The sequence below is a fragment of the Thermococcus camini genome (assembly GCF_904067545.1).
Classification (GTDB): domain Archaea; phylum Methanobacteriota_B; class Thermococci; order Thermococcales; family Thermococcaceae; genus Thermococcus; species Thermococcus camini.
The window spans coordinates 629,676-654,998 of record NZ_LR881183.1 but is presented as its reverse complement, the minus strand read 5'-3'; the positions used below and the strand labels follow the sequence as shown (position 1 = coordinate 654,998).

Here is a 25,323-nt window from a genome sequence, read left to right as displayed (position 1 = left end):
ATTTATAAGGCTTTTTTAGAGGGCCGTCTCAAGCTCCCTCAGTTCGTTCTCGAGCCTCAGCGCCAGCTCATAGTCGCTGAAAACGTGCCGGTATTCCTCAATAACCTCTTCAAGGAAGTGCAGGGCTTCTCTTTTCCCGGTCATGCCCACAAGCTTAAGTGCCCGTCTGAAAAGTCTCGCGACTTCACTCCCGCTCTCGTCGGTGCTGAGGGCAAAGCGGAGTTCCTTAATGGTGACGTCGAGGGCCAGCTCCGGAACCTCAGCTAAGAACTCCATGGCGACCGCTTCAGGAAAGAGATCGGCGTGACGATCGAAGGCCTCAAAGTAGAACCCGTTCTCGTGGGCCTTCATAACGGCCGCAACGTGCTTGCAGTCACCGCCCAGAGGGCAGGTGCAGGTGTTTTCTCCCGTCGAAAGGTTCAGCTCCACGTAGTACGGGTAAGTGCCCAGGACCTTGGAAAAGAGCATGTCACCATACTTGACGACCCATAGGACCTTTCCCGCTCTGTAGTAGCGCTCGCCCTTCCGGAGGGTCTTCTCATCCATGGCTCTCACTCTCACCGCTTGGCCGGGATTGCTTTAAGCCTTTCGGACGAAAGCGTTTTATCCTCCGGGAGCATACTATAACCGGTGGTGACCATGGATGTTTTTGAGCTGGCCAGGCGCTATCACGACGAGCTGGGCGTAAAGGAGCCGAGCATGGCCACGATGGCGGCGGAGTTCTTCGGCGACCTGGGTCTAAAGATGGCGGAGTTCCTCAAGGAGGAGGGCTACGCAGTCGTGAACACCAAGTTCGTCGACTACGACAAGAGCCTCGTGCTGGACATAACAAAAGGAGAAAACATATTTGAGATAACCCTGCGGAAGAGCTAGTCTCAATACCGGTTCTCGTAGTCGAAGACTATCTCCTTCTTTTCTCCGGGCTTCAGGGTCACCCTGAAGTCGATGTAGTTGGCGGTCTCTTCGATCGGCTGGATGCTCGAGGTTAGGAGTTTCCCCCACTTGTGGTGCCTGACCACGACGGTCTTGGTCTCGTTTCCGAAGTTCTCGAGGGTTATCTTTATCTTGTAGTATGTGTAGCCCTCGCCGTTCCTCTGATCGAGCACGGTAGTTGTGCCTTTGAGGTCGTAGTCCCTGCCGATGCCTATCCTCAGCATCTCCCCCTTGGGGGTATGCTCGATGGCCCTCTCGCCCACGAGAAGGTTACCGTCACCGGTCTCCCTGTATATTTCAACGATTCCCGCCGGGAGAACCTTCTCCGTCCTGAATGATATCGACTCGTAGACTGGACCTTCCTTGGAATACGGCCAACTCTCGTAGAGATACTCCCTCTCGAAGGGGGCTTCGAAGTTGATGTACGGATACATCATCTTGCTCGCAGGGTTCAGGTCAACGACGCCGAGCTTGTAGAGGTAGAACGCCTCTATCTTCTCCGGCTGGCCGACCTCGATCTGGTCGGTTCCCTTCTCAGCCAGGGTGTAGAGAACCCTCGGCTGAGTAGCCTGATACAGCTGGACGTCACCCGCGACCAGGAGGACCTTCGCGTCCTTGAACTCCTGGGCAGTCGGGTTGTTGAGGACCATGTAGCCGTAGAGTCTGGCTTTATCGCCGATGTAGAGCTTGTACCTGCTCTCCCAGCTCATGTTGGAGACGCGGTAGACGATGCTTACGTTGTACTTTCCGGCTTCCTCCGCCTGAAGAACCGCGTAGACGCTCGCCTTCCCCTCAAGGTTTTTGGCCTTGAAGTACACGACCTCACTAGGGTTTATGAGGTAGTAGCCGTCGCCCTCGATGGCTATCTTCCCGTTCTTGAATCCAAGGAATTTACCAGTAACGGTGTCGCCGCTCCTCAGCTTGACCTCAACCTCGCTTCCGACGTTGGCGCTGTAAACGTCCCCGGTTGAGCCTTTGCTGAAGACCCCGAGAACCTTAACGCCCTCGTCGAGCGGCCTTATCGTGACTTCGGCTATGTCGAGGCCGGCCAGCTCCTCCAGAGGCACGTCGTTCATTCCCCCATCCAGCTCGACCTCCATGACCTTCTCCACAACCCCGATCTTCGCGGAGTTGTAGAGAACGACAGTGGTGTCACTCATGGAAGCCTTCTCCCCCTGGAACGAGAAAACCGCCAGGATTATAAGTGCAATTCCACCCACTGCAGCTATCGCCTTCTTTCTCATAAAAATCACCTGTGCTATATTCGGCGGCGGAGTATTTATACTCTCTCATCGCTTCAAACCGAGCCGAAACGAAAGAAACGATTGGTTGACGAATGGAAACCCTTTTAACCCCCCGGCCGGATTGAGAACTGTCAGGCTTATGAGGTGATTGGTATGGACAGGATCGAGAAGGCTAGGGCAATCATCGAGAAGGCCAAGGCCGAAAACAGGCCGCTCGTCGAGCCTGAGGCAAAGGAGATACTCAAGCTCTACGGCGTCCCCGTTCCGGACTTCAAAGTTGCAACCAACGAAGAGGAAGCCGTTCAGTTCGCCAGGGAGATCGGCTACCCGGTCGTTATGAAGATCGTTTCTCCGCAGATCATCCACAAGAGCGACGCCGGTGGTGTTAAGGTCAACATCAAGAGCGATGATGAGGCCAGGCAGGCCTTCAGGACCATCATGGAGAACGCCAGGAACTACAAGCCGGACGCCGACCTCTGGGGCGTTATCATCTACCGCATGCTCCCGCTCGGCAAAGAGGTCATAGTCGGTATGATCCGCGACCCGCAGTTCGGTCCGGCTATAATGTTCGGTCTCGGTGGAATCTTCGTCGAGATACTCAAGGACGTCTCCTTCCGCGTCGCCCCGATAACCAAGGACGAGGCCCTCGACATGATCAAGGAGATCAAGGCCTACCCGATTTTGGCGGGAGCCCGCGGTGAGAAGCCCGTTAACATCGAGGCCCTCGCCGAGATAATCACCAAGGTCGGCGAGCTCGCTCTTGAGCTTCCTGAGATCAAGGAGCTCGACATCAACCCGATCTTCGCCTACGAGGACAGCGCCGTTGCCGTCGACGCGAGGATGCTTCTCTGAGGGCTTTTGGCCCTTTTTCTCTCTTCTGCACTTAGGGCAGATTTCAAGTATAATTGTGGTTATTATAATGGCAGTTATACATCTTGATGCGCTGTAGACGCATGGGGAGCTGGGTTGTGTAGTTCTCGTAGGAATAAGTTACTACTGCATTACCATTGGATAGAACATAATGCTCATTTCATTCCATACTTTGGAGCATGGAAAGCCTTATAAAGTCCAAAGACGTACCATTTCCACCATATGTGCACAATGGGGTGGTACCTTGAGGTTTGCAATAAGACTCCGGCCGGAGAATGAGCCGTTCAAGGTTCCCTTCAACCACCAGCACAAACTCCAGGGGCTGATTTACCGAAGGATTCAGAGGGTTAACCCGGAGCTGAGCCTTCGCCTCCACAGCCCAAAGGTGCCGAAGCTCTTCACTTTCTCGCTATTCATGGCAGAAAGGCGGGACTTCGAAAAGGGACGGCCGTATTTCCTGGGATACGGAAGGGGCTTCTTCTACTTCTCAACGGCCGTTCCAGAGGTGGCGGAGGCCTTCATCACCGGCCTGCTCCAGAAACCGGAGGTCGAGCTCTGGGGGGAGATGTTTACCGTTGAGGGGGTAAAAGCTTTGGCAGAACCCGAGAGGCTGAGCGGGAGGAAGTTCGTGACGCTCTCGCCGATAGCGGTGACGACCAGGAGGCTTCAGTTTGGAAAGCCGAGGAGCTACGACCTAAGCCCATCGGAGCCGGAGTTCTACGGGCTTATCCGGGAGAACCTGAGGGAGAAGTACCTCCACATCTACGGAACCAATCCGCCGGAGGACTTCGAGATGAAAGTCCTCAACGCCAAGCCCAAGCGCTTCGAGGTGAAGCCGGGTATATTCCAGGTGGCGTGGCACCTTGTCTTCCGCGCCAAGGGCGCTGAGGGACTCCTAAGGGCGGGCTACTTGGCGGGCTTCGGGGAGAAGAACTCGATAGGCTTCGGGATGGTGAAGGTTGATGGGAGGAAAATGATATGGAAAAAGAAACCCGAAGGGAGGTGTGGATAATCGGAAGGATAAAACCACTTGACACGTTTCTGAGGGAACAACCCCAAAAGGATCCGTCACTCCACAAATCTTCAAATGAAAGCAACGGGAAAGTTTCCCTCTTTAACTGGACTGGGCACCCCTTCGTCGATGCCGGTCTCGCCGCGCTACTGCTACTGAGAAAGAAGCGTTTGCCCGAGGAGCTCACCGAGGAAGACGTCAAGGATGCGATAGACTTCGTCTCGAAGCTCTACGCGCGTAAGGAGTGGAGTTTAGGTTACATTCACGCTATGATAATGCCTAATAACGGTATAGTCCTTGCCAATCCTGGAACAACGGCACCTATAAGCAACACTCTCAAAAAGGCCATCAAGAAAGAGAAGGAGATTCCCTCCACGGCCAAAACCCTAGAAGAAGTAAAAACAAAGCTTGCAGAGAAATTCGACGAACAATTAGGAGAAGACATCGTGTGGTTTATACGTTCTACCCACTTTGAAGCCGATACTCTTGAAGAGCTAACTAAAAAAGTGATTTCCTCGGTTCTGAGCCAGGAATTCGTTGTGCAAGCATTAGAGAGAAGAATACAGAGAAATCTCTGGGAACTTTTCGAAGAAGCACAACAGGACAGCAACTCTACAAGTTTCTCCGAACCAATTTGTGTAATATGTGGCAAACATAGAGCATATTCCAAGAAAGAAAGGTATCGTTCAGTCTTTCCTCTGTTGGGTACAGGTGACGTTCCTAATTACTTCCCAGCAGGAAACCCGATGGGAGAATACATATGCTCCCACTGCCTCTTCCTCGTGCAGTTCCTCCCGCTGGTTGCTTACAAAGTCGGAGGAAGGGTTCTGGTGATGCACACCTATCCCTATGAGCTTATGCTCGAACTCCACGACGAGGCCATAAACGACGTCAGGAAGAGCTTCCTTGCCTCGAACGCGAGGGATTTCAAGAGGCCGGAGAACTTCCTCTTCCGCCTTCTCGGGGAGCTGACGAGAAAAACGGGGCGCGACGACCTCTGGGGTAAAGCATCTATAACGCTCTACCACTTCGTGAACAACAACCAGGGACAGGATCTCCAGATAATCCATGTTCCAACGCCCGTTCTTCGTTTCATCACCCACGCCAGCAGGGAGGATCCGAAGGGCTGGAAGAGAATCGTGGCGATGGGATGGAGAAAGAAGCCAAGCGAGGAGGAGTTTGAAAAGTACGAGCGGAGCTATGCCAACGAGGTTTACGCCAAGCTTTTGGCGGAGGAAAGCATCTTGCCCTACTTCATCGACATAAAAAACCGCCGTGCGAACGCGAAGTGGTCACTTTTATCTTTCTACTGCTCGGAGGTGTTGGGTTTGGATAAGAAGGCTTTGGAGTTTATTAAAGATGTGGGCGATAGGATTGTCGAAACGCTGGAGAAGCTCCCGGACAACCAGCTTTCAAGGCGCGTCAGGGAGCTTGAAAGAGCTGAAAAACTCTACCAGTTCGAGGCCTTCTTCGTGAACCTCGAAAAGCTCCGCCAGAGGCTCGGGATAGAGAAGCCTCTCATGACATTCGACGAGTTCGCGACGGTTCTCACCTCCTACGGGGAAGACCTGAACGTCTCGTGGAGGACGGTAAAGCACCTGCTTCTCTTCAGGGTCTATGAAAGGCTCCACGACCGCCTGATGAAGGCCTCTGAAGAGGAGGAAGAGGTTGAGGAGAATGAAGAAGTTGGAATCTTCGGAATGGGGGTGGAAGAATGAGGTTTGCGACCGGTATTGTGTTAATTGACGCACCGCACTCTGCCTTGAACATGCTGGGTATAGATGAGAGCTTAGCTGATAGGAACGTTACCCGTGTCAAGACCTTCAGGAGGGGTGGAAAGCGCTACCCATACGTCTCACCGCAGGCCTGGCGCTACTGGTGGCGCTTTACCCTGAAGGAGCACTTCAGCTGGGAGCTTTCCCCGCTCTACCGCGAGCAGAAGCAGGTCTTTACGGCAGCAAATCCCCTCAAATACCCTGACGACGACGTCTTTGGCTACATGAGGGCCTTCAAGAAGGGTGGCGTGAACGTCACCGTTACGAGGGTCTCTCCTCTTAAGAACACCCCGCTGATTTCTGTACTCCCCGATAGAAGCTCCATAACCGTTGATGAGGGCTACGCCTCAAGGCACGAAGGTGATCCAGTCCCCTACAGCCAGGAGTTCTACTCGACGGTTTTCAAAGGCGCTTTTTCCCTTGACCTCGACTCCGTTGGAAGGTTCACAATTATCAGCAAGGCAGGCTTCAAGAACCTCCTCACCTGGGACGACGTTCCAAGAGACAAAAAGGGCAACCCCAAGAAAGGCGCAGAGGACGTCGTTAATGAAATCAATGAAATGGAGCGCATAGCTGAGGAACTCGGCGTCCAGAGGACTGAAAAGGAGTGGCTCATGCCCCCAGAAATCAGAAAGAAGCGTGCCACTGAGACTATTAAGGCCCTCCGCTTCCTCACAGGAGGTGCCAAGCAGAGTCAGTACCACACCGACGTGACCCCGAAGTTCGTCCTGCTCCTCAATGTAGATGCCGGCATAAACCCCTTCATAAGCGACCTCGTCTTCGAGGAGAAGGGCGAAATTCGCTTCGACGCCGAGGCTCTTGCAAAGAGGCTCAAGGACCTCAAGGAGGTAATCCCCGAGGGCACAAAGCTCTACATTGGCTACGATGCTGGCTTCGTCCGCTCCCTTGGCTGGGACGTCGATGAAATAGCCGAGAGAGTGAAAGAAGCAGGCATCGCGGTCTTTACGGGTACCGTCGGAGAGGCGGTAGAAGAGTTCGCCAAGGAAATCGAGGCTTACTACGGGTGAGCCCATGATCAGGGTCAAACTGAGGGCGTGGACAGCTTCATTCCGCTATCCAACTTTCCAGTCGGGTTATCAGCCAACCTTACCAGTTCCACCGCCCTCAACGATTCAGGGAATCCTCTCGGCGGCGAAGGGCGAGCCTGTATATCTGACCGAGCTTCCATACGTCGGCTACGTCTTCAGGAGCGAAGGTAAAGGACTTGACCTCGAAAAAATCTACGCCCTCGGAAAGGTCGAGACCGACATAATGAGGCGAGAGTTCCTCTACAATGTTGAGCTTTACCTCTACCTCCCTGATGAGTGGGAAGAGCACTTCAGAAGACCCAGATACCAGCTCCTCCTTGGCCGTTCAAACGACGTGGCGACAGTTGAGGAGATAAAACGGGTTGAGCTAAAGAAGTCCGAAGCTCCCGTCGGTGGGACTGTAGTTCCCGTTAAGCTCGGGATTCCCGGCGTTGTTCACGCCTTGGTGGTTGAATACGACTATTCAGTAACTCCGAGGAAGGCAAGGCTCGTCAGGCCCTTTGTGGTTTTGCCGTTTCCAAAGGGCAAAGCACCGAAACTGAGGCTTCCTTACGACGATGAACTCGGTGTCGGAGTCTACCTCCACAGGTGGAGTCAATGAAGGTCTGCTACGCCAAGTTCATTCCGCACGATTTCCTTGAGTGCCACATCAACGACGCCATAAACGTGCTGAAGAGCATGAAAACCTCCTTCAAATGGCTTGAGGAGCTCTTCCCACGCGTCTGGGAACTTTCTTTTTATTCAGTTCTCCTTCACGACCTTGGCAAGTGCGCGAGTGGATTCCAGAGAGACCCTCGAAAGTGGGGCTATCGGCACGAGGTACTCTCGACACCGTTTACGGCTTTCCTCGACCTTCCCGAGGACGAGAGAAACCTCATTGCACTCTCAATCCTCACCCACCATCGAACCCTCGACGAGCTTGAAGAGATACTGCCCAGCGGGGAACACCGCGGGGAGTTCGAGGAGAAAGTTGAGGAACTCTTTCAGAACAGGGATTACATCGAGGAGATTTTCTTCGAGCGAGTTCCCTACTGGGAGCTGTATTTCTTCGGAAGGCGGAAGGATCTTTTTAATCCTCCCAACGATTGGGCCGAGCTAGTTGAAGGCTACGACTTCGACCCTCTGCTCAGCTGGTACGAGCGAAACGCTGGGAAGTACTGGAGCGAGCTTGTTTTCCTCCGAGGAATCCTCAACGCCTCTGATCATCTCGCTTCGGCGGGTGAGCTCGGAGTTCGCCTGCTGTCGGATATAAAGGCCGCCGTTGAGTCCCGGGTTCCGCCCGAGCGCTGGAGGCTCTTACAGAGACAGGCAGGCGAAATGGAGGGCAACCTAATCCTCCGCGCGCCGACCGGTTACGGCAAGACAGAGGCCTCCCTCCTCTGGGCCAACAGGAACGCGTCCCTAACCAAAAAGGGGGTGGCCAGCAGGATATTCTACGTTCTCCCCTACAAGGCCAGCATAAACGCCATGCACTCACGCCTTTTAGCTCTCTTCCGCGAGCCGGAGCTCGTGGGCGTTTTGCATAGCTCTTCCAGTTTTTACCTTTACTCTTCGGAGCTCGAATACAAACGTCTATCCTCCCTTTACAGGAAGATTTACACACCCCTCAAGGTCACGACACCTTTCCAGCTTATGAAGCCCTTCTTCGGCGTTGGCTTTCCAGAGATGGGACTCACCGAGCTAACTGGTTCGCTTCTCATCTTCGACGAAATCCACGCCTACGAGCCCAACGTTTTGGGCATAATCCTTGCCATGCTAGAACTGCTGATGAGAAAAAAGGCCAAAACCCTCGTAATGAGCGCGACTATGCCCGAATTCCTTGAGGAACTCCTGCGCGAGGTTCTTAAGCCCCACCTGCTGAGCACTCCGTCTGAAGAGGCTGACCGCTTTACGAGGCATAGGGTGAACGTCATAGACGGCTCGATGGATAGTATTGAGGAACTGCTCGCGGAAGTCAATGCCCACGGCCCCGTTCTGGTGGCCTGCAACACGGTATCAAGGGCGATGGAGGTCTACTCACACTTGCGCGATAGATACAACTCCATGCTCCTCCACAGTCGCTTTACCTACGGCGACAGGGAGGAAAAGGAGAAGAAGCTCCTTGCAAGTTTGGGGGACTACGACGTTGTCGTTGCTACCCAGGTGGTTGAGGTTTCGCTCGATATAAGCTTCTCGACGATAATAACGGAGCCAGCACCACTAGATGCTCTGATTCAGCGCTTCGGCAGGGTAAACAGACGGGGTTTCGGAAATCCAAGGGACGTTTACATCTTAACTACTGGTGGGGAGGGAGACAGAAGAATATACCCAATGGAAGTTATGAGGGAGAGCCTCAAGCTCCTGGAAGAACTCAACGGAAAGCCCCTCCTCGAATCGAGGGTTCCGGAACTCGTCACCCGTGCGTATGAACCCATAGCGGATAAGCTAACCGATGAAGTTCTGACCTACCGCGAGCAGGCCCTTGAGCTGTTCAATAGTTTAAAGCCGTTGAAAGGCAGTGAGAGCGAGAGAAGATTCCACGAGATGTTCCAAAGTCTTGAAGTGGTTCCAGGGGCCTATCAGGACAAGGTTCTGGAGCTGATTAACCGTGGAAGGGCAATCGAGATCCACCGCTATCTCGTTCCGGTTCCGCTGTGGCTCTTCAGGAGCGAAAGCGACGCCTTCCACAGGCTCTCAGACAGGGGGTCAGGAAAGTACGTACTGGTCGCAGAGCTTGAGTACAGCCCTGAGCTGGGCCTTCTGCGTGAGCCGGCAAGTGGAGGAGAGGTGCTGTGAGTTCTGAAGATTATCCCCTCGACCATATCCTCATCACCGGCACGGAAATCAACTACCTCTTCATCTGCTCCACCAAGCTCTGGTACTTTGCCAAGGGCATCACCATGGAGCAGGAAAGCGAGTGGGTTGACCTCGGCAGATTCCTCCACGAGCGGCGCTACGGCAGCGAGGAAAAGGAAGTGCAGGTCGGGAGAATAAAGATCGACTTCATCCGCAAGGGGGACATCATAGAGGTCCACGAGGTTAAAAAGAGCAAGTCCATGGAGAAGGCTCACGAGATGCAGGCTTTGTATTACCTTTACTACCTCAAAAAGCTCGGCATCAACGCCAAAGCGGTCCTCCATTATCCAAAGCTCAACGAGACGAAGGAGATAACGCTCGACGGCAGAGAGAATGAAATCAAGAAGGCTATAGCAGAAGTCAAGCGGATAAAATCCCTTCCAGTGCCGCCAGAGCCCGTTAAATCAAAGAAGTGCCTCAAATGCGCCTACTACGAACTCTGCTGGGTGTAAAAGATGAGGAAGCGCTCCATAACCCTGCTCTCGGACGGGACGCTTTTCCGGAGGGAGAACACACTCTACTTTGAAAACGAGCGGGGAAAGAAGCCGCTCGCGGTGGAGGGAATCTACGACATCTACATCTACGGCCACGTGAACATAAGCTCTCAAGCCCTCCACTTCCTCGCCCAGAAGGGTGTAGCGGTGCACTTCTTCAACCACTACGGCTACTACGACGGGAGCTTTTATCCAAGGGAAAGCCTCAACTCGGGGGATTTGGTCATCAGGCAGGCCGAGCACTACCTCGACTTGGAGAAAAGACTTGAACTGGCAAGGCTCTTCGTTAAAGGCTCAGCTCTCAACATGGAGAAGAACCTGAAACGCTGGAAAGTTAATGATGGCTTCTCAGGCCTGCTGGAGGAGCTGTTTGAAGAGCTTGAAGAGGCTCATAGAATAACCGAGGTCATGAACGTCGAGGCGAGGATAAGGCAGGAGTACTATTCGAGATGGGACGAGCACCTGCCAGAGGGCTTCAAGATAGTGAAGCGCTCAAGAAGACCCCCGGAGAACGAGATGAACGCCCTGATAAGCTTTCTCAACTCAAGGCTCTACGCGACGATAGTTTCCGAGCTCTACAACACCCAGCTCGTGCCAACTGTCAGCTACCTCCACGAGCCCGCTGAAAGGCGCTTTTCCCTGGCTTTAGATTTAAGCGAGATTTTCAAGCCGGTCATAGTGGACAGGCTCGCTACGAGGCTGGTCAAGAGAAGAGTTATAACGCGGGAAGACTTCAGGAGAGAACTCAACGGCGTTCTTTTGAGCAATGAAGGGATTAGGAAAGTCGTGAAGGAATACGAGAACGAGCTTACGAAGAGCGTCAGGCACCAGGAGCTTAAGAAGAACGTGACGAAGAAGAGGCTTATCCGCCTTGAGGCCTACAAGCTCATCAAGCACCTCTTTGGGGTGATGGAGTACGAGCCGCTGGTGGCGTGGTTCTGAGGTGGGGGAGGATGGAATATCCGGACGAGATTTCAGAATTTAACGAGCGTATAAAGAGCGCCGTCTCGGGGAAACCACTGCTGGAGAGAAGGATATGGGTGACATCTCTGAGCCACTGTCTGAGAAAGACGGCCCTCTCAATATACCTCAACACGTACAACCCCTCAAAGAGCTGGGAGGCCAGGATAGGTTCAGCGCTCCACGGATGGCTCGGCGAGGTCGTTAAGGGGGCGGAGTTTGAGGTTCCCGTGGAGTACAAACTCGGAAACGGCTGGACCCTCGTCGGAAAGGCGGACGCCGTTAAGGGCGACTATGTTCTGGAGTTCAAGTTCAAGGGCTTCGAGAAGAAGGGAGGCACCGAAAGCGAGTCAAGGAACAAGAAAAACCGAGACCTGGATCACGCAGAGCCCTCAAAGGAATGGGTGGAGCAGCTCAATGCGTATCTTGGAATGCTGGGGAAGGAGAGGGGATACATATACATCTTCGACAGGAACGGCCTTGAATTCAGAATATTCCCAGTGGATTTCGACGAGAGACTGTTCAGGAGGTTCATAAAACGGGCCGAGCGAGTCATCGAGTCCGTGGAGGAGCTTGAGGAGGGGAAGTTCCCGAAATGGATAGGAACCGTCGGGAACAGGAATTGGGTCTGCAACTCCTGCATTTTCAGGCCGATATGTGCCAGCATCGACCGGGAATGGCTGAAGCCTTAAATAACGTCCTCCAGCGGGTTCTTTTCCGTTCCTAAGATTTCCCTGAAGGGTCGGGAGCGGAGGCGGTAGATTACCACCGAATCCTCGTCCTCATCAATTATCTCCCTCAGCCCGGCCTTTATCCTCTCAAACTCTGCCCTCGTTACCTCCCCCTCGAAGACGCTGTTCTGCACCCAGTGAAGGTGCTGGCGCAGGAACTTTTTGACGTTATTGACGCGCCTCACGTTCACGTCGTAGACGATGACTATGTACACGCCACCACCAGCAATAAATTAGAGCACGGAAATTTAACGGTTTCGGCTCTATCACGTTCATACCCTTTTGATTGGACTTATAGTACCTATCCTCCCTTTCAATCCAAAAAACCGCCCCCCAATAGCCCGGGAAATCGATTTTTGGCCTTTTTATGTTGTTACGTCCTGTTTTATATTCTTTGTACTATTGTAACGAAATTTTTTCGAAGTTCTCAACGCTCCTGTCACCCAGCCTGGTTTACCCGGAATCCTGTTAAGAATACCCCCTCCAGGTTTTAGTCTGCTTTCAGACCTTTTTTCTGGTTTTAAAGGCTTTTTAAGTCCCGGGAAATCTTTTGTACTTTTTTGTTCATTGTGTTTTCGGGACTTTCTCGTGAGCTTTTTTGTTATGTTTTCCAATTAGAAGCCTAAAATTCGGGCTTTTCCGGAGCTTCTTTTTCAGCGGTTTCCAGAAAAGTTTAAATATTGAGGGGTTCTTAGGACTACACAGGCAAAACGGGGCAAAATCCCCGCCTGTTGCAATAAGACTCTAGGAGAATTGAAACATAATCGAAGTCAAACGCCTGGCTGTAGACGAGGTTGTTGCAATAAGACTCTAGGAGAATTGAAACAAGCTGTGGGGTCGACAGAATAGACGACGTTCAAGCGGTTGCAATAAGACTCTAGGAGAATTGAAACAGAGACGTTCTGGAAGAACTTGACAAGGCAAGAAAGTTGCAATAAGACTCTAGGAGAATTGAAACCAGTTATGGATGAGCTTGCGCTTAATAAGTCGAAATTCATGTTGCAATAAGACTCTAGGAGAATTGAAACAGTGATTATCGCGAGTTCTACCGCGTCGAAGTACCGGTTGCAATAAGACTCTAGGAGAATTGAAACTCACTCCAGTCGAAGCAACCACCCCGCCAGTCACCATAGGTTGCAATAAGACTCTAGGAGAATTGAAACACGTAAGAAAGCGCGGAAGTTCCCTCCAGTTCATTTTGAAGTTGCAATAAGACTCTAGGAGAATTGAAACCCACCTCACAGGGTCTTGGGAACGCGATATTCAATACTGTTGCAATAAGACTCTAGGAGAATTGAAACAAGACCTCCTCGACGTGCTCCATGCCTATCACTCCTGTTGCAATAAGACTCTAGGAGAATTGAAACTGGAAAATCCTCAAGCAAAATCGGCAAAACGCGTGGGAGTTGCAATAAGACTCTAGGAGAATTGAAACGAATACTCAACTCCGGGTCGCTGACGCTGAAGACCCAGTTGCAATAAGACTCTAGGAGAATTGAAACGAGCAAAAAGAAGGCACGAGAAGGCTTTTTTAGTGTACAAGTTGCAATAAGACTCTAGGAGAATTGAAACCACTCCTCGGACCCCAACTTTGGGAAATCAAGAGGGGGTTGCAATAAGACTCTAGGAGAATTGAAACTCGATATAAAAGTGTTTGACGCGGGCCGGCCTCTCGACATGTTGCAATAAGACTCCAGAGACTTCTAGAGGTTTCTCGTGCGTTTAAGTTCGAGGAGTATGGGGACAGAACGTCCCCCGGACAATAAGCTTCCGGAGAATTGAAAATAAAGGATCAGAAGCTACTCCCTCTGCGCAAGCTCCATCTCAAAGACCCTCTCGAAAACAGCCCTGTGGTTTCCGAAGGCCTCGAACATTCTGCCGGAGTAGTTCTCGGAGGCGGTTTCGAGGAACAGCCGCAGGTTTCTGCTTATCTCGTCGCTCATTGGGACGTGGAGGGGCGAAGGCTCGTAGTAGTCGAGGCCTTTCATGAGGGCCGTTGAGAAGTACCAGAGCGTTTTCCTGACCTTCCTGCCCTTTATCGTGGAGAAGCTTGCCTCCATGCAGTTGAAAGCCGCGTGAAGGAGGACTATCATGTCGATCTCGACGCCGCGCTCCAGGAGCCTCTTCCTGCCGGCGTCCTTTCTGAGGTCCGTTATCCTGTAACCGCTTCTCGTCTGCTCATCGTAGGGCACCTCAATGCCGTAGATGCCCTCCACTCGAGGGTCATAGACAAGGACCTCGGTTCCGCCGACGATGTAGAGCTTTCCGTCGCGAACCTCAACGACGGTGTTCTCCGTGCTGAGGACCGGCAGACCTTTGGCCATTGCAAGAACAGACATGGTGCTCTTCCCCGTGTGAGGATAGCCAACGAAGAGCACCGCCTTCCCGTTGGAGGCCATGACGCCCACGGAGTCAGTTATGAACATCCTGCCGGCCCTGGCCGCGGCCCTCGCGGATGCCTGGAGTATGAAGAAGATGGGCGCCTCGTTTCCGTAGGCGGACGGGACGCGTGATTCTATCTTGTATTCGTCGCGCCCCATGTGGTCATAGACCGCACTGAAGACCCTGAACTCGTCGCCCTTAAAGCGCTCCACCACGACGTGAGGCTCCCCTGAGCTCTCCCCGACATCTGGAAGATAACGCCGCGCAAAAACTACATTGAAAGCCCTCTCAAAACCATCGTCAAGTTCCCCGCTGAAATGAACGTTCACACCGCCGATTCTCATGCCCATTGGCTCCCCCGGTATGGGCTGGATGGGGGGATTTATAACTTTTCCGTGCGAAGCCGCACCCACTGAGCGACGCACATTAACACGGAGATGAAAAAACATCCCTGGAGGGATCTGGGAGGGCCAAAACGGAGAAAAGAACGGGACCCTCACTCGAGGGCCGCGAGGAGCTTCTCCATGAACATCTTCTCGGGATAGGCACCCTCGAACTGAACCTTGTCCTCACCATCAACGATTATGACGATCTTCGGCACGGCCATGACGCTGTACTTGTCGGCCCACTCGGGGTACTCGATGGCCTCGACCATGTCGCCGAGTATCTTGCCCTTGCCGGCGTTGGTGTTCTCGATGGCGAACTTGTGGGCCATCCTGACGGCGAGCGGGCAGTACGGGCAGGTCGGGGTGACGAAGACGAGTATCCTGACGTCCCTGTCAACCTTGGCCAGCTCCTCCTTACTGTCCGGCATCAGGTCGGTGGTCGCGTTGCTGACATCAACGATGCTCTCGAGGAAAGCGCCGAACTCGTGGCCGGCCGGAAGGCCGAAGAACCTGACGCCCATGTCCTTGCCGTCCTGAGTGAGTGTGATGGCCGGGGCGCGGTCGATCCTGTACTGCTCGGCTATCTTCCTGCCCTCCTCACTGTCGAAGTCGTGGAACTCGTAGGTGAGCTTGTCGCTGAGCTCGCTGAGCTCCTGAACCAGCTGCTTGAGCTGGTCGCAGTACTGGCAGTGCTCCTTGCCCGTGAATCCGATAATCTTAACGGGGTTCGTCATCTTGGAAAAGAACTCCTCCCTGATGACCTTCTTGTCAGCGTCGCTAATCAGTCCCATCTCCAAACACCTCCATAGCTAAAGGTTTATAACGTTTTGAGCACAATACCACGTGGAGTTTAATCTCCAGGTTTGCAACCTAAGGTTGAATGTTCACTATATAAGCTTTGCGTCACAGATCTGGGTGGTGTGGGTCATGACTGAACCGGACATCTTTTACATCCTGGGGAACAAGGTGAGGCGCGATCTGCTCAGCCACCTCACCTGCACTGAATGTTACTTCAGCTTCCTGAGCAGCAAGGTTAGCGTTTCTTCGACGGCCGTTGCAAAGCACCTTAAAATCATGGAGCGAGAGGGCATACTAAAGTCCTACGAGAGGGAGGGACCCTTCATCGGGCCTGCGAGGAAATACTACGACATAGCCATATCAAAGACGTACGTTGCCACCGTTACGCCGAACCTGTTCTGGTACCGGGGGCTCGATCTGGGGGGAGAATCCCCGGAGAAAACCACAATAGACCTGTCCCGCATTCCCCGGGAACACGATTCGCTCCTGGGCATGGTCTACTCCTTCCATGAACTGACTTCAGAGCTTGAAAAGGTTCTCAAGGCCCTTCAGGCAGTTGAGGGCAGACGCGAGGTGCTCATGAGGCAGATAAAGGAGCGCTACCTCAAGGAGATTGGCGATATGACCCAGCTCGCGATACTGCACTACATCCTCCTCGTCGGAGAGGCCACCGTTGACGAGCTCAGCGACAGACTCAACCTCAAGGAGAGAGAGGTCCTGGTCAAGGCCCAGGAGCTGGACAGGTTCGTACCGTTAATAATAAAAGACGGCACCATTAAAATTGACGAAGAAAGGCTCAAACAAAAACTTGGCGGTGAAAGCGATGCCAGAGAGGATTAAAGTCATCGTGAACGAGGACCGGTGCTACCTCTGCGGGGGCTGCGCCGGTGTCTGCCCCACCCTTGCAATTGAAGTGCACTCCAGCGGCTGGGAGTTCTTCCAGGACAAGTGCATAAGCTGCAGGATATGCATCAGCGCCTGCCCCGTTGGAGCGCTCAGCGCCGAACCCCTGGAGGTGAGCGAATGAGCTGGAAATACGACGTCGTCGTTGTCGGCGCCGGAATCGCCGGGCCGATAGTGGCGAGGAACGTTGCCAAATCAGGTTATTCGGTTCTGCTCATCGATAAGAAGTCCGCCATCGGCACGCCCAAGCAGTGCGCCGAGGGCATAAGCATAAAGGTCTTCGAAAAGTACGGCATCCCCTACGACAGGCGCTTCATAAACCGTGAGATTTATGGGGCAAAGCTCTACTCACCCAGCGGATACGAGCTTGAGCTCAGGTATAAAGAGGCCAGCGGCGTTATCCTTGAGAGGAAGGTCTTCGACAAGATGCTGGCCTACTACGCGGCAAAGGCCGGTGCCGACGTCTTAGCGAGAACCGAGGCTCTGGACGTCATCAGGAAGGACGGGAAGATAGCAGGCATCAAGGCCAAGCACGAGGATGAGACTGTTGAGATCCATGCAGATATCATAGTCGCGGCGGACGGCGTGGAGAGCACCATAGCCAGGAAGGCCGGCATAAACACCTATGCCCCCCCACATGAGTTCGATTCAAGCTACGAGTACGAGATGCTCATCGAGGGCTACGACCCGGACCTGATACACCTCTGGTTCGGCAACGAGATAGCGCCGAGGGGCTACGTCTGGGTCTTCCCGAAGGACGAGGACAGGGCCAACGTCGGCATAGGCATCAACTCAGACAACCCGCAGACGGCCAAGTACTACCTCGACAAGTGGTTGAGGGAGAACGAGATTCCGGCTAAGAAGATCCTCGAGGTGAACGTCGGCGTTGTCCCGGTCGGCGGCTTCGTCAAGGAGCTGGCTAAGGACAACGTGGTCGTCGTCGGTGATGCTGCCAGGCAGGTAAACCCGATGCACGGCGGTGGAATGGCCGAGGCCATGGAGGCAGGAACGATAGCGAGTAAGTGGATAGTCAAGGCCCTCGAAGAGGAGAACCTCGGACTGCTCAGGAACTACACGACCGAATGGTGGGAGACCGACGGAAAGAGGCTCGAAAAGGTTCTCAAGGTCAGGAAGGTCACGGAGAAGCTCAGCGACGAGGACCTGGACCTCTTCATCCAGGTACTCAGCGGCGCCGACGCAGAAAAGATAGCGGGAGGCGACTACGGAGAGGTTATCAGGGCACTCCTCAAGCACCCGAAGGTCATCCTCAGCCCGAGGAGAATAAAGCTCCTCAGGGAGCTTCTCTGATTACTTCTTTCCCTTCTTCCAATCCCGGCAGTTCATGTCAACGCATATCTCGTACTCACGGCCCTTCTCGCGTATCTTAACCACCGGCGCGCCGCCGCAGCAGGTCTTGTTGGTCGGGATTATCTCGCCGCGCTGGAGGAGTGGATATGTGACGTTGCATTTCGGCCAGTTGGAGCAGCCCACAAAGCGCTTACCGGTCTTTCTGTTGTAGCGCACCACGAGATCGCCGCCGCACTTGGGGCACTTGCCCAGCACGAGGTACTCCTTCCTCCTCTCTCCTTTGTCAACGGCCTTTTTAACCGCCTTCTCCTCTTCCTCGCTAAGCTCCTTCACGGCGCCAGCTTTTCTGGCGGCCGTTTTTGAGGTGGTCGCCCCAGTTCCGGTGGTCTCCATGAGCATCTTCCCTATGTCCATCTCTCTTTCCTTGAAGACCTTCAGGATTTTGATGAGCTGGCTCTTGCTCTCCTCGATGACGTTTTCTTTCTTTGCTTTCCCGGCCATTATCTCCTCCATCTTCTCCTCGAAGGCTTTCGTGAGTTCGACGCTCACTATGTCAGGCACGTTCTTCTCCAAGGCCTCAACGACGCGCATGCCGAGGGGAGTGACCTTTATCTTCCGCTTGCCCTCAATGTAACCGCGGCTGTAGAGGGTCTCCAGAATCTGGGCGCGGGTGGCCTTGGTTCCTATGCCGAGGTCCTCCATCCTCTTGATAACCGCCGCGGGCGAATAGCGGGCTGGAGGTTTCGTCTTCTTCTTCTCGCGCTTTATCTGGATGACTTTGACCGGCTCGTTCTCCTTAAACGCGGGAAGGATCACCTCGTCGAACTTGACGTACTTGCCGTAGACTTTCAACCAGCCCTCCTTAACCGTTCTTGCACCGCTCAGAATGAAGCGATGGGAGTTGGAGTTTATCACGACCTTCATAATCTCCCTCACCGCCGGCTCCATGAAGAGGGCCAGGAAGCGCCTGACAATGAGGTCGTAGAGGTTGGCCTCGTCCTTGGTAAGCTCGCCAGGCTTGGGTAGTTCACCCGTCGGGTAGATTGCCGGATGGGCGGGGTCGTCCTTCTTACCCTCAACGGGCTTGAGCTTATCCTTCCCCAAAAGCTCATGGGCGAATGGCTTGTACTCGGGTAACTTGGCGAGGTTCTGGAGAATGGAGCGGAAGTTGAGGTTCTTGGGTAGCTTCTGCGAGCTTGTCCTGGGATAGCTCGAGAGCCCGCGCTCATACAGCTTCTGTGCAAGCTCCAACGTCTTCTTCGGGCTGTATCCAAAGGCGGAGTAAGCTTCCCTCTGCAGGGTTCCAAGGTCGAAGGGAACCGGGGGATGCCTGTTCTGCTGCTTCACCTCGACATTCTCCACGAAGGCAGGGCCTTTTTTTGCCTCCTCAACGATGCGCTTCGCCTCGTTTTCATCGAGTATGCGCTCTTTCTCGTAAACGGCCGTGTACTGCCCCCCGTTCTTCTCGAGGAGCATCTTGATTACCCAGTACGGTGTGGGTTTGAAGTTCTGAATCTCCTTCTCCCTGTCAACCAGAAACTTAAGCGTCGGCCCCTGGACGCGGCCGGTGGAGAGAACCTGCCACTTGCCGCTGGCACGCTTTATGGCCGAGGTTAAAGCCCTGGAGAGGTTCACACCCCAGTACCAGTCGAGGACGTGGCGCGCTATTCCGGCATCGGCCATTCCGAAGTTTATAGTCGGTTCGAGATTGTACCAGGCTTTGAGGAGGTCCTTTTTGGTGAGGGCGGAGAACTTCATGCGCTTTGCCTTTGACGGGTCAACGCCGCAGGCGTACTTGAGGGCGGTGTAGCCAATAACTTCACCTTCGGTATCGTAGTCACATGCCACCACAAACTCGTCGGCGCGCTTGGCGAGCGTTGCCAATGCCTTGATGTAGTCCTTGGCGTAGCTTTTTCCCTTTTCGGCCACATAGACGGGAACCCACTCGATATCAAAGATTGGATAGCCGTAGATTTTAGTCTTCGGTGCGAGAGAGAAGAGGTGGCCAACTGCTGGAGCGACGATTATCCTCTTTCCGTCGCGCGTGAACTCGTAGTAGGGAACCTTGCCGATGGTCTTCCTCCCCGGCTTGCCCTCAGCTAAGGCGTAGGCTATCTTTCTGGCCACGTTAGGTTTCTCGGCTATGATGAGCGTTACCATGACGACACCTTGAGGCGATAGGCGGGTGGATTATAAAAATCCTGCGGAGCGAGCTTTTGGAAAAGCCTGACCAAAAGAGTGTAGCTCCTGTTGAAGATGCCAATTCAGGGTATGACCTCCATCCGCAACCTTGATGTGAAGTCCCTTAGGAAAAGCTTCCAGCGAAAAGCTTAATAAGGAACCTCCCCATGCACCTACCGCGGGCGGGGCCGTAGGGTAGCCTGGTCCATCCTGCGGGCTTTGGGAGCCCGTGACCCGGGTTCGAATCCCGGCGGCCCCACCATTCAAACTTCGCTTGCGCGAAGTTTGACCAAGGTTCGTAGCTCCTTTTTAAAGGTCAAATTCTGAGTGATTTTCTACCCGAACGGTGGTTTTAATGTGAAAACTTTTCAAGTTGCTCCTTGATAGGATTTAACTTTAAAATCGACGCCCGAAGGGCGTCAAAGAAGAGTAAACCCAGTGCCAAGGCCTGTTTAAGTGTGTTCTCCTGGGAAAACGAGTTTTCTGAGTGTAAAAATCTTTGTATTATGTTTCCTTTGGAGGGTGAGCTACGTGCTTTTGGTGGAGCTTTCCAAAAGCTCCAGCGCTGGCGGAAAATTAAGTGCTCTTTTAAAGTAGGCCCATTTAAGTAGGGGTTTCTTCTCAACGTGCTTTTTTTGGGAGTGTTTCACTCAAGAAGGCGTCCTTCGGACGCCAAGAGTAAAGTTGAAACTGGTTTGAAAGGCGTTATCTATGAGGTGAAACCCCTCTAAAGTTGTCGTTGGTTAGTGCACAGCTAATCACTGCTCATTTAATGAGAAGGGCACTGTTTTGGTCAAGCTTTTTCTAAAAGCTTGTTCGCCTGCGCAAAGTTTCATCAAAAAGTTCTGACTCCCCTAAGGAGAGTTTCTAAGTGCATGCACTGGTTAAGAGAGTGTTTTGCCAGGGTTTGTATTTTAATTGTCCTTTTGAGGAGGTTCCTTTCAAAAAGGCACCCTTTGGGTGCCGGAATGAATTTAGAACCCTCAAAAGAGATTATCATGGTACCAAACCCCCGTTAAGAGGCGTAGTAAGATGGCATGCAATATTTAGTGCCTGCTTAAGCCGCAATTCGAAAACTATTTGATCAAACTTTTCGCCAGAAAAGTTTGTTGTGGAGCCCCGGGCGGGGTTTGAACCCGCGGCCTGCCGCTTACCAAGCGGCCGCTCCACCAGGCTGAGCCACCGGGGCGTCGATGATACGATGCAGGTGAGGCTTTATAAATTTTTCCCTCCTCCCAGTTTGTCCACCAGACCCTCAAGGACCTCCCTGAAGTTGGCGGCGTCTATCCATTTAATACCCATCTTCTGCGCCCAGGTGAGTATGCCAACGTCGGCGGAAACTATAGTTGCGTCGAGCTCCTTTGCGAGAAGGATCAGCTCAAAGTCCTCCTTGCTGTCCACTATACCCTCGCGGAGGGCTTTGCGGTAGTTTCTGCGGAGTTTCTGGATTATCCTGTCCACGTTATCGGTCTCGATGACCCCCTCCCTTACCGCCCTCTCGGCGACGCGGAGGCCCTTGTCTATCCTCCGCCTTATGTCGTCTATCAGCTCGTAGACGACGAAGGCGGGGATTTTGATGTCGTGAACGTTCGGGGGCTTTTTGATTATGTACAGCTCGACCTCGGGAAGGAGCTCCTCCTCATCTACGAAATGCATAACCTCCCTGTAGATGCCAGGGGGCATGTAGAACTCTATTCTACCGAAGAGCTTCTCGGCATAGTCCAGAAAAGCGCGCATCGCCTCGGTCGGACTGTCGCCGAACTTTCCCCGTATCTCGGGGTTGACAAAGATGCTCGTGTCGAGGACGAACCGCATTGCCACGCTACCACCACAAGCTTATTTAAGCACGGAAGTTTAAAACGGTTAGGTGAAAGCATGAAGGTCGGAGTCGTTTTTGGAGTCAGCGAGCTTGCGAACCCGAAGGCCTTTGAGAAGAAAGCCTCGGAGTTCATAACGGGTCTCGCAAAGGAGTTTGAGGTTGTTGGAGGGTTCTTCATCTCAACACGGAAGGATTTCAGGGAAGCCAAAGAGGAGGTCAACTTCAACGAGGTTGATGCCATAGTCCTTTATCCCCTCACCGGCGGCACAGAAGGCCCGCTGAAGGAGTTTTTCGTTTACCGGCGGCCGATAGTCATCTACGGCGACCCGTTCAACAACTCCCTTGCCGCTGGAATCGAGCTCAGGGAGTACTTCAGGGACAGGCTCGTCCCTTCAACCCTGGTGAAGGACTTCAACGAGCTGAAGGCGGCGCTTCTGGGATACGAGGACATGAAGGAGACCCTCGATAAGTTCCTCCGCATGCGCATCGGCATAATCGGCAGGGTCTCGCCCTGGCTCATCAACGAGAAGTTCGAGCTCCCATACACAAAGATAAGCCTCAAGAAGTTCTACGAGTACTACGAGGCCACCACCGAGGCGGAAGGCTGGAAGGTGGTGGAGGAAATAGTCGGAAAGGCTATTGAGATAAAGGAGCCTGACAGGGAGGACCTGGTGAAGGCCGGAAGGATATACCTGGCGATAAAGAGAATACTGGAGGACTACAGGCTCGACGGCTTTACCATCGGCTGCTTCGACCTGATAGGCAAGCTCAAGGCGACGCCCTGCCTGGCTCTGGCAATGTTCAACGCGGAGGGAATTCCAGCGGCGTGCGAGGGCGAGCTGAACGCACTCATGGGCATGATGATAGCGAGGCGCTTCTTCGACAGGCCAGCGTTTATGGGCAACATCGCCGACTACGGGGAAAGCCACATAATCCTCGCCCACTGCACCGCACCGCTCATCGGAAAGTACATCATCAGGTCGCACTTTGAGAGCGGCATGGGCGTCGGCGTCGACGTCCAGCTGCCCAAAGGGAAGGCCAGCCTCCTGAAGATACGCGGAAGGAAGGCCGTCGTTGCCTCTGTGGAGGTCGTCGGCCAGGAGCACAGCAACTTTAGATGCAGAACCCAGCTGAAGCTCCGCATAGAGGACGCAATGGACTTCATAGACGGCACCCTCGGAAACCATCACCTGCTGGTCTACGTGGATAGCGAGGAGCTGGCGGACCTGCTCAGCGAGCTGGGCTTCGAGGTCATGCTCTACTGAGCTTTTTTCAATTTCCAGACTTTTTCAGAACAAGCGGCAAATGGAAAAGTAAAAACGAGAGGCTAGGAGGCGCTCTTCTCGAACCGTGCCCCGTAGAACTTCAGGCCGAGCCACGCCACGACCCCTGCCCCTATGACGATGGGGTTCAGGGTCACCCCTACCAGACCGAGGGCGCCGATTACTCCGCGCATCCAGGACTTAAGGCGGGTGCTGTAGAAGCCGGTCAGCGCTATCGCCAGGAGGTACATGACGAAGAGCGTTGCCACCAGGTAGTAGAGCACCCTCAGTATCATCGCTGGAGTCCACTCAGAGACCGTTATGAGGAACATCTCCGGGTGGGTGAAGTATATGTACGGACCTATGTAACCGGCGAGCGCGTACTTCACAGCATTCATAGCGGTCTTCCAGAAGTCGCCGCCTGCTATTGCCGAGCCGGCGTAGCTGGCAAGGGCCACCGGTGGGGTAACGTCTGCGAGGATTCCGAAGTAGAAGACGAAGAAGTGGGCCGCGAGCATGGCTATGAGGACGGTGTAGCCCGGAACCGGCTGGTTGTAGGGTTCGATGTTCCTGACCAGCATGTAAATTGCTGGAGCGGCGACGAGTGAGGTGATGATATAGTTGGCGGTCGTGGGGACACCCATTCCGAGGATGAGGCTGAAGACCATCGTGAGCAGGAGGAGAAGCCAGAGGTTTCCGTGGGTGAGGCTGATGAGGCGGTAGCCGATGTTTGTAAGCTCGCCGGTCATTGTGAGGACGCCCTGTATGAGGCCCGCGCTGGCGGCCGCGAGCATGACGCTGACGCTGGTTTTGCCGGCGTCTATCATCGCCTCGTAGGTCGCGCGGTACATCATCCTGCCGCTGTCGAGTGCCGAAGGGTAGCCGACGAGGATTGAGAAGACTATTCCAAATACGCCGGTCATGAGAACTATCTGCTCCTTGCCCATTCCAAGGTACTTGGTCAGGGCTATGAACAGCAGGAAGAGGGAGGTTATGTAGAACTTCTCGTTGAAGGTGACGCCCCTCTTCATTACCCCTAGCACGGCCAGCAGGAGGAACATGACCAGAAGAACCATGGAGGTCTGCTTTCCGACGTCCTTACCCAGGAACATCAGGAGCGTTGCCAGCAGTGCGACCGCGACGTAGAGCTTCTCATTTCCATATATCTCGTCCCTTGATATCCACGCAACCCATATGGCAACTCCGAGTGACGATATAGCAGCTATCTGCGGCGCTATTCCCCACACGAGAGCAACGGTGATGACGACTATCGGCAGGAGGATGTAGAGCTTGCGCAGGAAGTAGGCCATGGTCTTGAAGGCCTCGGCCGCCATGCCCTTAAGGCCCAGCCTCTTGGTCTCGAGGTCTATGAAGAGGTAGACCCCGCCGTAGTAGACCAGAGCAGGAAGGACGGCCGCGATGATAATCTTGTTATACGGTAAATTGAGGAACTCGGCCATGATGAAGGCCGCCGCGCCCATTATCGGTGGCATCAGCTGGCCGCCGGTTGAAGCGACCGGCTCAACGGCTCCGGCTATTTCCGGCGGATAGCCGGCCTTCTTCATGAGGGGAATCGTGAAGGTTCCCGTGGTGAGGACGTTTGCAACGCTCGAACCGCTGACCGTTCCCATGAGGGCGCTCGAGATGACCGCGGACTTCGCCGGGCCGCCGGGCCTCTTTCCGAAGAGGCTTATCATGAACTCGGTGATGTAATCGCTGACGCCTATCCTCAGCAGGAAAGCACCGAAGAATATGAAGGCGAAGACGTAGATGGTCATGACGAAGAACGGGATTCCGAAGATTCCCTCATCGAAGTAGAGCTGCTGGACGAAGCGCACCCAGTCGTAGTTGATAGCGTAGGCGCCGTAGAGAAGGAAAAGAACGACTATCATGGGCAGGACCCAACCGAGGACGCGCCGCGTCGCCTCGATGACCATTATTATGGCCAGCAGGCCGAAGATTACGTCGGTCTGGTTCAGGGAAGAGGTCAGTATGTAGCGCTGGTAGACCGCAAACAGGTAGAGCATCGAGACCACTCCGGCGGCTCCCATGACGTAGTCGTAGGAGAAAACCTTCCGGAGGTACTTCTCCCCCTTGCGTACAGGGTAGAGGAGGAAGGTTATCACCATGAGCATGGCCATGACGAAGGCCTCGCCCTGCTTGGGCTGGAAGGTTATCCTCAGGAATTCCAGCTCCACGCCGAGGCGCTGGAAGAGGTCGTAGAGCGTGTAGTTGAAGTTGAAGATGAACAGAATCTCGTACAGGCCGATGAGCACCGCCGCCACCTTGACCACGAGCTCCAGCCTCGGGGACAGGGTCCTCGTCCTCTCTATCACGACCTCCTCTATCTCAACAACGTCTATACTGGGTTCCTCTGCCAC

At 53.8% G+C, this 25,323-nt stretch carries 22 protein-coding genes, 2 tRNA genes and 1 CRISPR repeat array; of the genes, 15 read left to right on the top strand and 9 right to left on the bottom strand.

Annotated elements, in window-relative coordinates; translation table 11 throughout:
* Window positions 1–15 precede the first annotated feature (15 nt).
* The gene (locus tag TIRI35C_RS03465; protein ID WP_188202992.1) at window positions 16–546 is read right to left on the bottom strand and encodes an SWIM zinc finger family protein; all 531 of its coding nucleotides are present in this window, start codon (window positions 544–546) and stop codon (window positions 16–18) included.
* A 93-nt stretch (window positions 547–639) separates the two neighbouring features.
* On the opposite strand from TIRI35C_RS03465, the gene TIRI35C_RS03460 reads away from it, so the two are divergent.
* Window positions 640–873, top strand: a complete 234-nt coding sequence (locus TIRI35C_RS03460) for a hypothetical protein (RefSeq protein ID WP_188202991.1) — start codon at window positions 640–642, stop codon at window positions 871–873.
* A gap of 2 nt (window positions 874–875) precedes the next feature.
* On the opposite strand, the gene TIRI35C_RS03455 is transcribed toward TIRI35C_RS03460, so the two are convergent.
* Complete coding sequence (locus tag TIRI35C_RS03455; RefSeq protein ID WP_188201738.1) at window positions 876–2,177, bottom strand: DUF4139 domain-containing protein; 1,302 nt, start codon at window positions 2,175–2,177, stop codon at window positions 876–878.
* Between the two features lie 153 nt (window positions 2,178–2,330).
* Between TIRI35C_RS03455 and TIRI35C_RS03450 the strand changes: the two genes are divergently transcribed.
* From TIRI35C_RS03450 to TIRI35C_RS03405, 9 genes are all read left to right on the top strand, one after another.
* Entirely contained in the window at window positions 2,331–3,029 is a 699-nt protein-coding gene (locus TIRI35C_RS03450; RefSeq protein WP_188201737.1) for an acetate--CoA ligase family protein, read from the top strand.
* Window positions 3,030–3,291: 262 nt separating this feature from the next.
* Window positions 3,292–4,059 carry a CRISPR-associated endoribonuclease Cas6 gene (gene cas6 / locus TIRI35C_RS03445; protein WP_188201736.1) on the top strand — a complete coding sequence of 256 codons (768 nt, stop codon included), beginning with the start codon at window positions 3,292–3,294 and terminating at the stop codon, window positions 4,057–4,059.
* Entirely contained in the window at window positions 4,026–5,777 is a 1,752-nt protein-coding gene (gene cas8a1, locus TIRI35C_RS03435; protein ID WP_246454677.1) for a type I-B CRISPR-associated protein Cas8b1/Cst1, read from the top strand. Before cas6 ends, cas8a1 begins: the two co-directional genes overlap by 34 nt.
* Window positions 5,774–6,862: a type I-B CRISPR-associated protein Cas7/Cst2/DevR gene (gene cas7i / locus TIRI35C_RS03430; protein WP_188201735.1), complete on the top strand. Its 1,089-nt coding sequence runs from the start codon at window positions 5,774–5,776 to the stop codon at window positions 6,860–6,862. The genes cas8a1 and cas7i overlap by 4 nt, the downstream gene beginning before the upstream one ends.
* 4 nt (window positions 6,863–6,866) lie before the next feature.
* The gene (cas5b, locus tag TIRI35C_RS03425) at window positions 6,867–7,484 is read left to right on the top strand and encodes a type I-B CRISPR-associated protein Cas5b (RefSeq protein ID WP_188201734.1); all 618 of its coding nucleotides are present in this window, start codon (window positions 6,867–6,869) and stop codon (window positions 7,482–7,484) included.
* Window positions 7,481–9,658 carry a CRISPR-associated helicase Cas3' gene (gene cas3, locus TIRI35C_RS03420; protein WP_188201733.1) on the top strand — a complete coding sequence of 726 codons (2,178 nt, stop codon included), beginning with the start codon at window positions 7,481–7,483 and terminating at the stop codon, window positions 9,656–9,658. Before cas5b ends, cas3 begins: the two co-directional genes overlap by 4 nt.
* On the top strand, window positions 9,655–10,170 hold the full coding sequence (gene cas4 / locus TIRI35C_RS03415; RefSeq protein WP_188201732.1) for a CRISPR-associated protein Cas4: 516 nt from the start codon (window positions 9,655–9,657) through the stop codon (window positions 10,168–10,170). The genes cas3 and cas4 overlap by 4 nt, the downstream gene beginning before the upstream one ends.
* A 3-nt stretch (window positions 10,171–10,173) precedes the next feature.
* Complete coding sequence (gene cas1b / locus TIRI35C_RS03410) at window positions 10,174–11,154, top strand: type I-B CRISPR-associated endonuclease Cas1b (RefSeq protein ID WP_188201731.1); 981 nt, start codon at window positions 10,174–10,176, stop codon at window positions 11,152–11,154.
* Between the two features lie 11 nt (window positions 11,155–11,165).
* Window positions 11,166–11,864 carry a CRISPR-associated protein Cas4 gene (locus tag TIRI35C_RS03405; RefSeq protein WP_188201730.1) on the top strand — a complete coding sequence of 233 codons (699 nt, stop codon included), beginning with the start codon at window positions 11,166–11,168 and terminating at the stop codon, window positions 11,862–11,864.
* On the opposite strand, the gene cas2 is transcribed toward TIRI35C_RS03405, so the two are convergent.
* The 3 genes from cas2 to pdo form a co-directional block, all read right to left on the bottom strand.
* Window positions 11,861–12,118, bottom strand: a complete 258-nt coding sequence (cas2, locus tag TIRI35C_RS03400) for a CRISPR-associated endonuclease Cas2 (RefSeq protein ID WP_188201729.1) — start codon at window positions 12,116–12,118, stop codon at window positions 11,861–11,863. The genes TIRI35C_RS03405 and cas2 overlap by 4 nt on opposite strands.
* Before the next feature lie 515 nt (window positions 12,119–12,633).
* Window positions 12,634–13,542: a CRISPR direct-repeat array (repeat unit 30 nt; unit sequence GTTGCAATAAGACTCTAGGAGAATTGAAAC).
* A gap of 160 nt (window positions 13,543–13,702) precedes the next feature.
* Entirely contained in the window at window positions 13,703–14,635 is a 933-nt protein-coding gene (locus TIRI35C_RS03395; RefSeq protein ID WP_188201728.1) for a hypothetical protein, read from the bottom strand.
* Window positions 14,636–14,781: 146 nt separating this feature from the next.
* Window positions 14,782–15,462, bottom strand: a complete 681-nt coding sequence (gene pdo / locus TIRI35C_RS03390; RefSeq protein ID WP_188201727.1) for a protein disulfide oxidoreductase — start codon at window positions 15,460–15,462, stop codon at window positions 14,782–14,784.
* A 136-nt stretch (window positions 15,463–15,598) separates the two neighbouring features.
* Here pdo and surR point away from each other — a divergent pair, with 136 nt between their 5' ends.
* Genes surR through TIRI35C_RS03375 form a run of 3 tightly spaced genes read left to right on the top strand, consistent with a single transcriptional unit; the run spans window position 15,599 to window position 17,680 of the window.
* The gene (surR, locus tag TIRI35C_RS03385) at window positions 15,599–16,309 is read left to right on the top strand and encodes a sulfur metabolism transcriptional regulator SurR (protein ID WP_188201726.1); all 711 of its coding nucleotides are present in this window, start codon (window positions 15,599–15,601) and stop codon (window positions 16,307–16,309) included.
* The gene (locus TIRI35C_RS03380) at window positions 16,293–16,496 is read left to right on the top strand and encodes a DUF362 domain-containing protein (RefSeq protein ID WP_188201725.1); all 204 of its coding nucleotides are present in this window, start codon (window positions 16,293–16,295) and stop codon (window positions 16,494–16,496) included. The genes surR and TIRI35C_RS03380 overlap by 17 nt, the downstream gene beginning before the upstream one ends.
* The gene (locus TIRI35C_RS03375) at window positions 16,493–17,680 is read left to right on the top strand and encodes a geranylgeranyl reductase family protein (protein ID WP_188201724.1); all 1,188 of its coding nucleotides are present in this window, start codon (window positions 16,493–16,495) and stop codon (window positions 17,678–17,680) included. Before TIRI35C_RS03380 ends, TIRI35C_RS03375 begins: the two co-directional genes overlap by 4 nt.
* Here TIRI35C_RS03375 and topA read toward each other — a convergent pair whose 3' ends face one another.
* The gene (gene topA, locus TIRI35C_RS03370; RefSeq protein WP_188201723.1) at window positions 17,681–19,840 is read right to left on the bottom strand and encodes a DNA topoisomerase I; all 2,160 of its coding nucleotides are present in this window, start codon (window positions 19,838–19,840) and stop codon (window positions 17,681–17,683) included.
* A 205-nt stretch (window positions 19,841–20,045) separates the two neighbouring features.
* On the opposite strand from topA, the gene TIRI35C_RS03365 reads away from it, so the two are divergent.
* Window positions 20,046–20,123, top strand: a tRNA-Pro gene (locus TIRI35C_RS03365).
* 850 nt (window positions 20,124–20,973) lie between these two features.
* Here the strand turns inward: TIRI35C_RS03365 and TIRI35C_RS03360 are convergent.
* Window positions 20,974–21,050 (bottom strand) — tRNA-Thr (locus TIRI35C_RS03360).
* 26 nt (window positions 21,051–21,076) lie between these two features.
* Window positions 21,077–21,676, bottom strand: a complete 600-nt coding sequence (locus tag TIRI35C_RS03355; protein WP_188202989.1) for an RNA ligase partner protein — start codon at window positions 21,674–21,676, stop codon at window positions 21,077–21,079.
* A gap of 60 nt (window positions 21,677–21,736) precedes the next feature.
* Between TIRI35C_RS03355 and TIRI35C_RS03350 the strand changes: the two genes are divergently transcribed.
* Window positions 21,737–22,945, top strand: a complete 1,209-nt coding sequence (locus tag TIRI35C_RS03350; protein ID WP_188201722.1) for a hypothetical protein — start codon at window positions 21,737–21,739, stop codon at window positions 22,943–22,945.
* A 62-nt stretch (window positions 22,946–23,007) separates the two neighbouring features.
* On the opposite strand, the gene TIRI35C_RS03345 is transcribed toward TIRI35C_RS03350, so the two are convergent.
* Window positions 23,008–25,323 (bottom strand): TRAP transporter permease, encoded by a 2,316-nt coding sequence (locus TIRI35C_RS03345; RefSeq protein WP_188201721.1) that lies wholly within the window; start codon window positions 25,321–25,323, stop codon window positions 23,008–23,010.

Excerpts from the sequence above, each read along its gene's own strand:
- TIRI35C_RS03465 (WP_188202992.1), bottom strand. The coding sequence starts at position 546 with ATGGATGAGAAGACCCTCCGGAAGGGCGAGCGCTACTACAGAGCGGGA.
- cas1b (WP_188201731.1), top strand. The coding sequence starts at position 10,174 with ATGAGGAAGCGCTCCATAACCCTGCTCTCGGACGGGACGCTTTTCCGG.
- TIRI35C_RS03460 (WP_188202991.1), top strand. The coding sequence starts at position 640 with ATGGATGTTTTTGAGCTGGCCAGGCGCTATCACGACGAGCTGGGCGTA.
- topA (WP_188201723.1), bottom strand. The coding sequence starts at position 19,840 with ATGGTAACGCTCATCATAGCCGAGAAACCTAACGTGGCCAGAAAGATA.
- TIRI35C_RS03395 (WP_188201728.1), bottom strand. The coding sequence starts at position 14,635 with ATGGGCATGAGAATCGGCGGTGTGAACGTTCATTTCAGCGGGGAACTT.
- cas8a1 (WP_246454677.1), top strand. The coding sequence starts at position 4,026 with ATGGAAAAAGAAACCCGAAGGGAGGTGTGGATAATCGGAAGGATAAAA.
- TIRI35C_RS03380 (WP_188201725.1), top strand. The coding sequence starts at position 16,293 with ATGCCAGAGAGGATTAAAGTCATCGTGAACGAGGACCGGTGCTACCTC.
- cas5b (WP_188201734.1), top strand. The coding sequence starts at position 6,867 with ATGATCAGGGTCAAACTGAGGGCGTGGACAGCTTCATTCCGCTATCCA.
- TIRI35C_RS03375 (WP_188201724.1), top strand. The coding sequence starts at position 16,493 with ATGAGCTGGAAATACGACGTCGTCGTTGTCGGCGCCGGAATCGCCGGG.
- TIRI35C_RS03455 (WP_188201738.1), bottom strand. The coding sequence starts at position 2,177 with ATGAGAAAGAAGGCGATAGCTGCAGTGGGTGGAATTGCACTTATAATC.
- TIRI35C_RS03350 (WP_188201722.1), top strand. The coding sequence starts at position 21,737 with ATGAAGGTCGGAGTCGTTTTTGGAGTCAGCGAGCTTGCGAACCCGAAG.
- TIRI35C_RS03450 (WP_188201737.1), top strand. The coding sequence starts at position 2,331 with ATGGACAGGATCGAGAAGGCTAGGGCAATCATCGAGAAGGCCAAGGCC.
- surR (WP_188201726.1), top strand. The coding sequence starts at position 15,599 with ATGACTGAACCGGACATCTTTTACATCCTGGGGAACAAGGTGAGGCGC.
- TIRI35C_RS03405 (WP_188201730.1), top strand. The coding sequence starts at position 11,166 with ATGGAATATCCGGACGAGATTTCAGAATTTAACGAGCGTATAAAGAGC.
- cas3 (WP_188201733.1), top strand. The coding sequence starts at position 7,481 with ATGAAGGTCTGCTACGCCAAGTTCATTCCGCACGATTTCCTTGAGTGC.
- pdo (WP_188201727.1), bottom strand. The coding sequence starts at position 15,462 with ATGGGACTGATTAGCGACGCTGACAAGAAGGTCATCAGGGAGGAGTTC.
- TIRI35C_RS03355 (WP_188202989.1), bottom strand. The coding sequence starts at position 21,676 with ATGCGGTTCGTCCTCGACACGAGCATCTTTGTCAACCCCGAGATACGG.
- cas7i (WP_188201735.1), top strand. The coding sequence starts at position 5,774 with ATGAGGTTTGCGACCGGTATTGTGTTAATTGACGCACCGCACTCTGCC.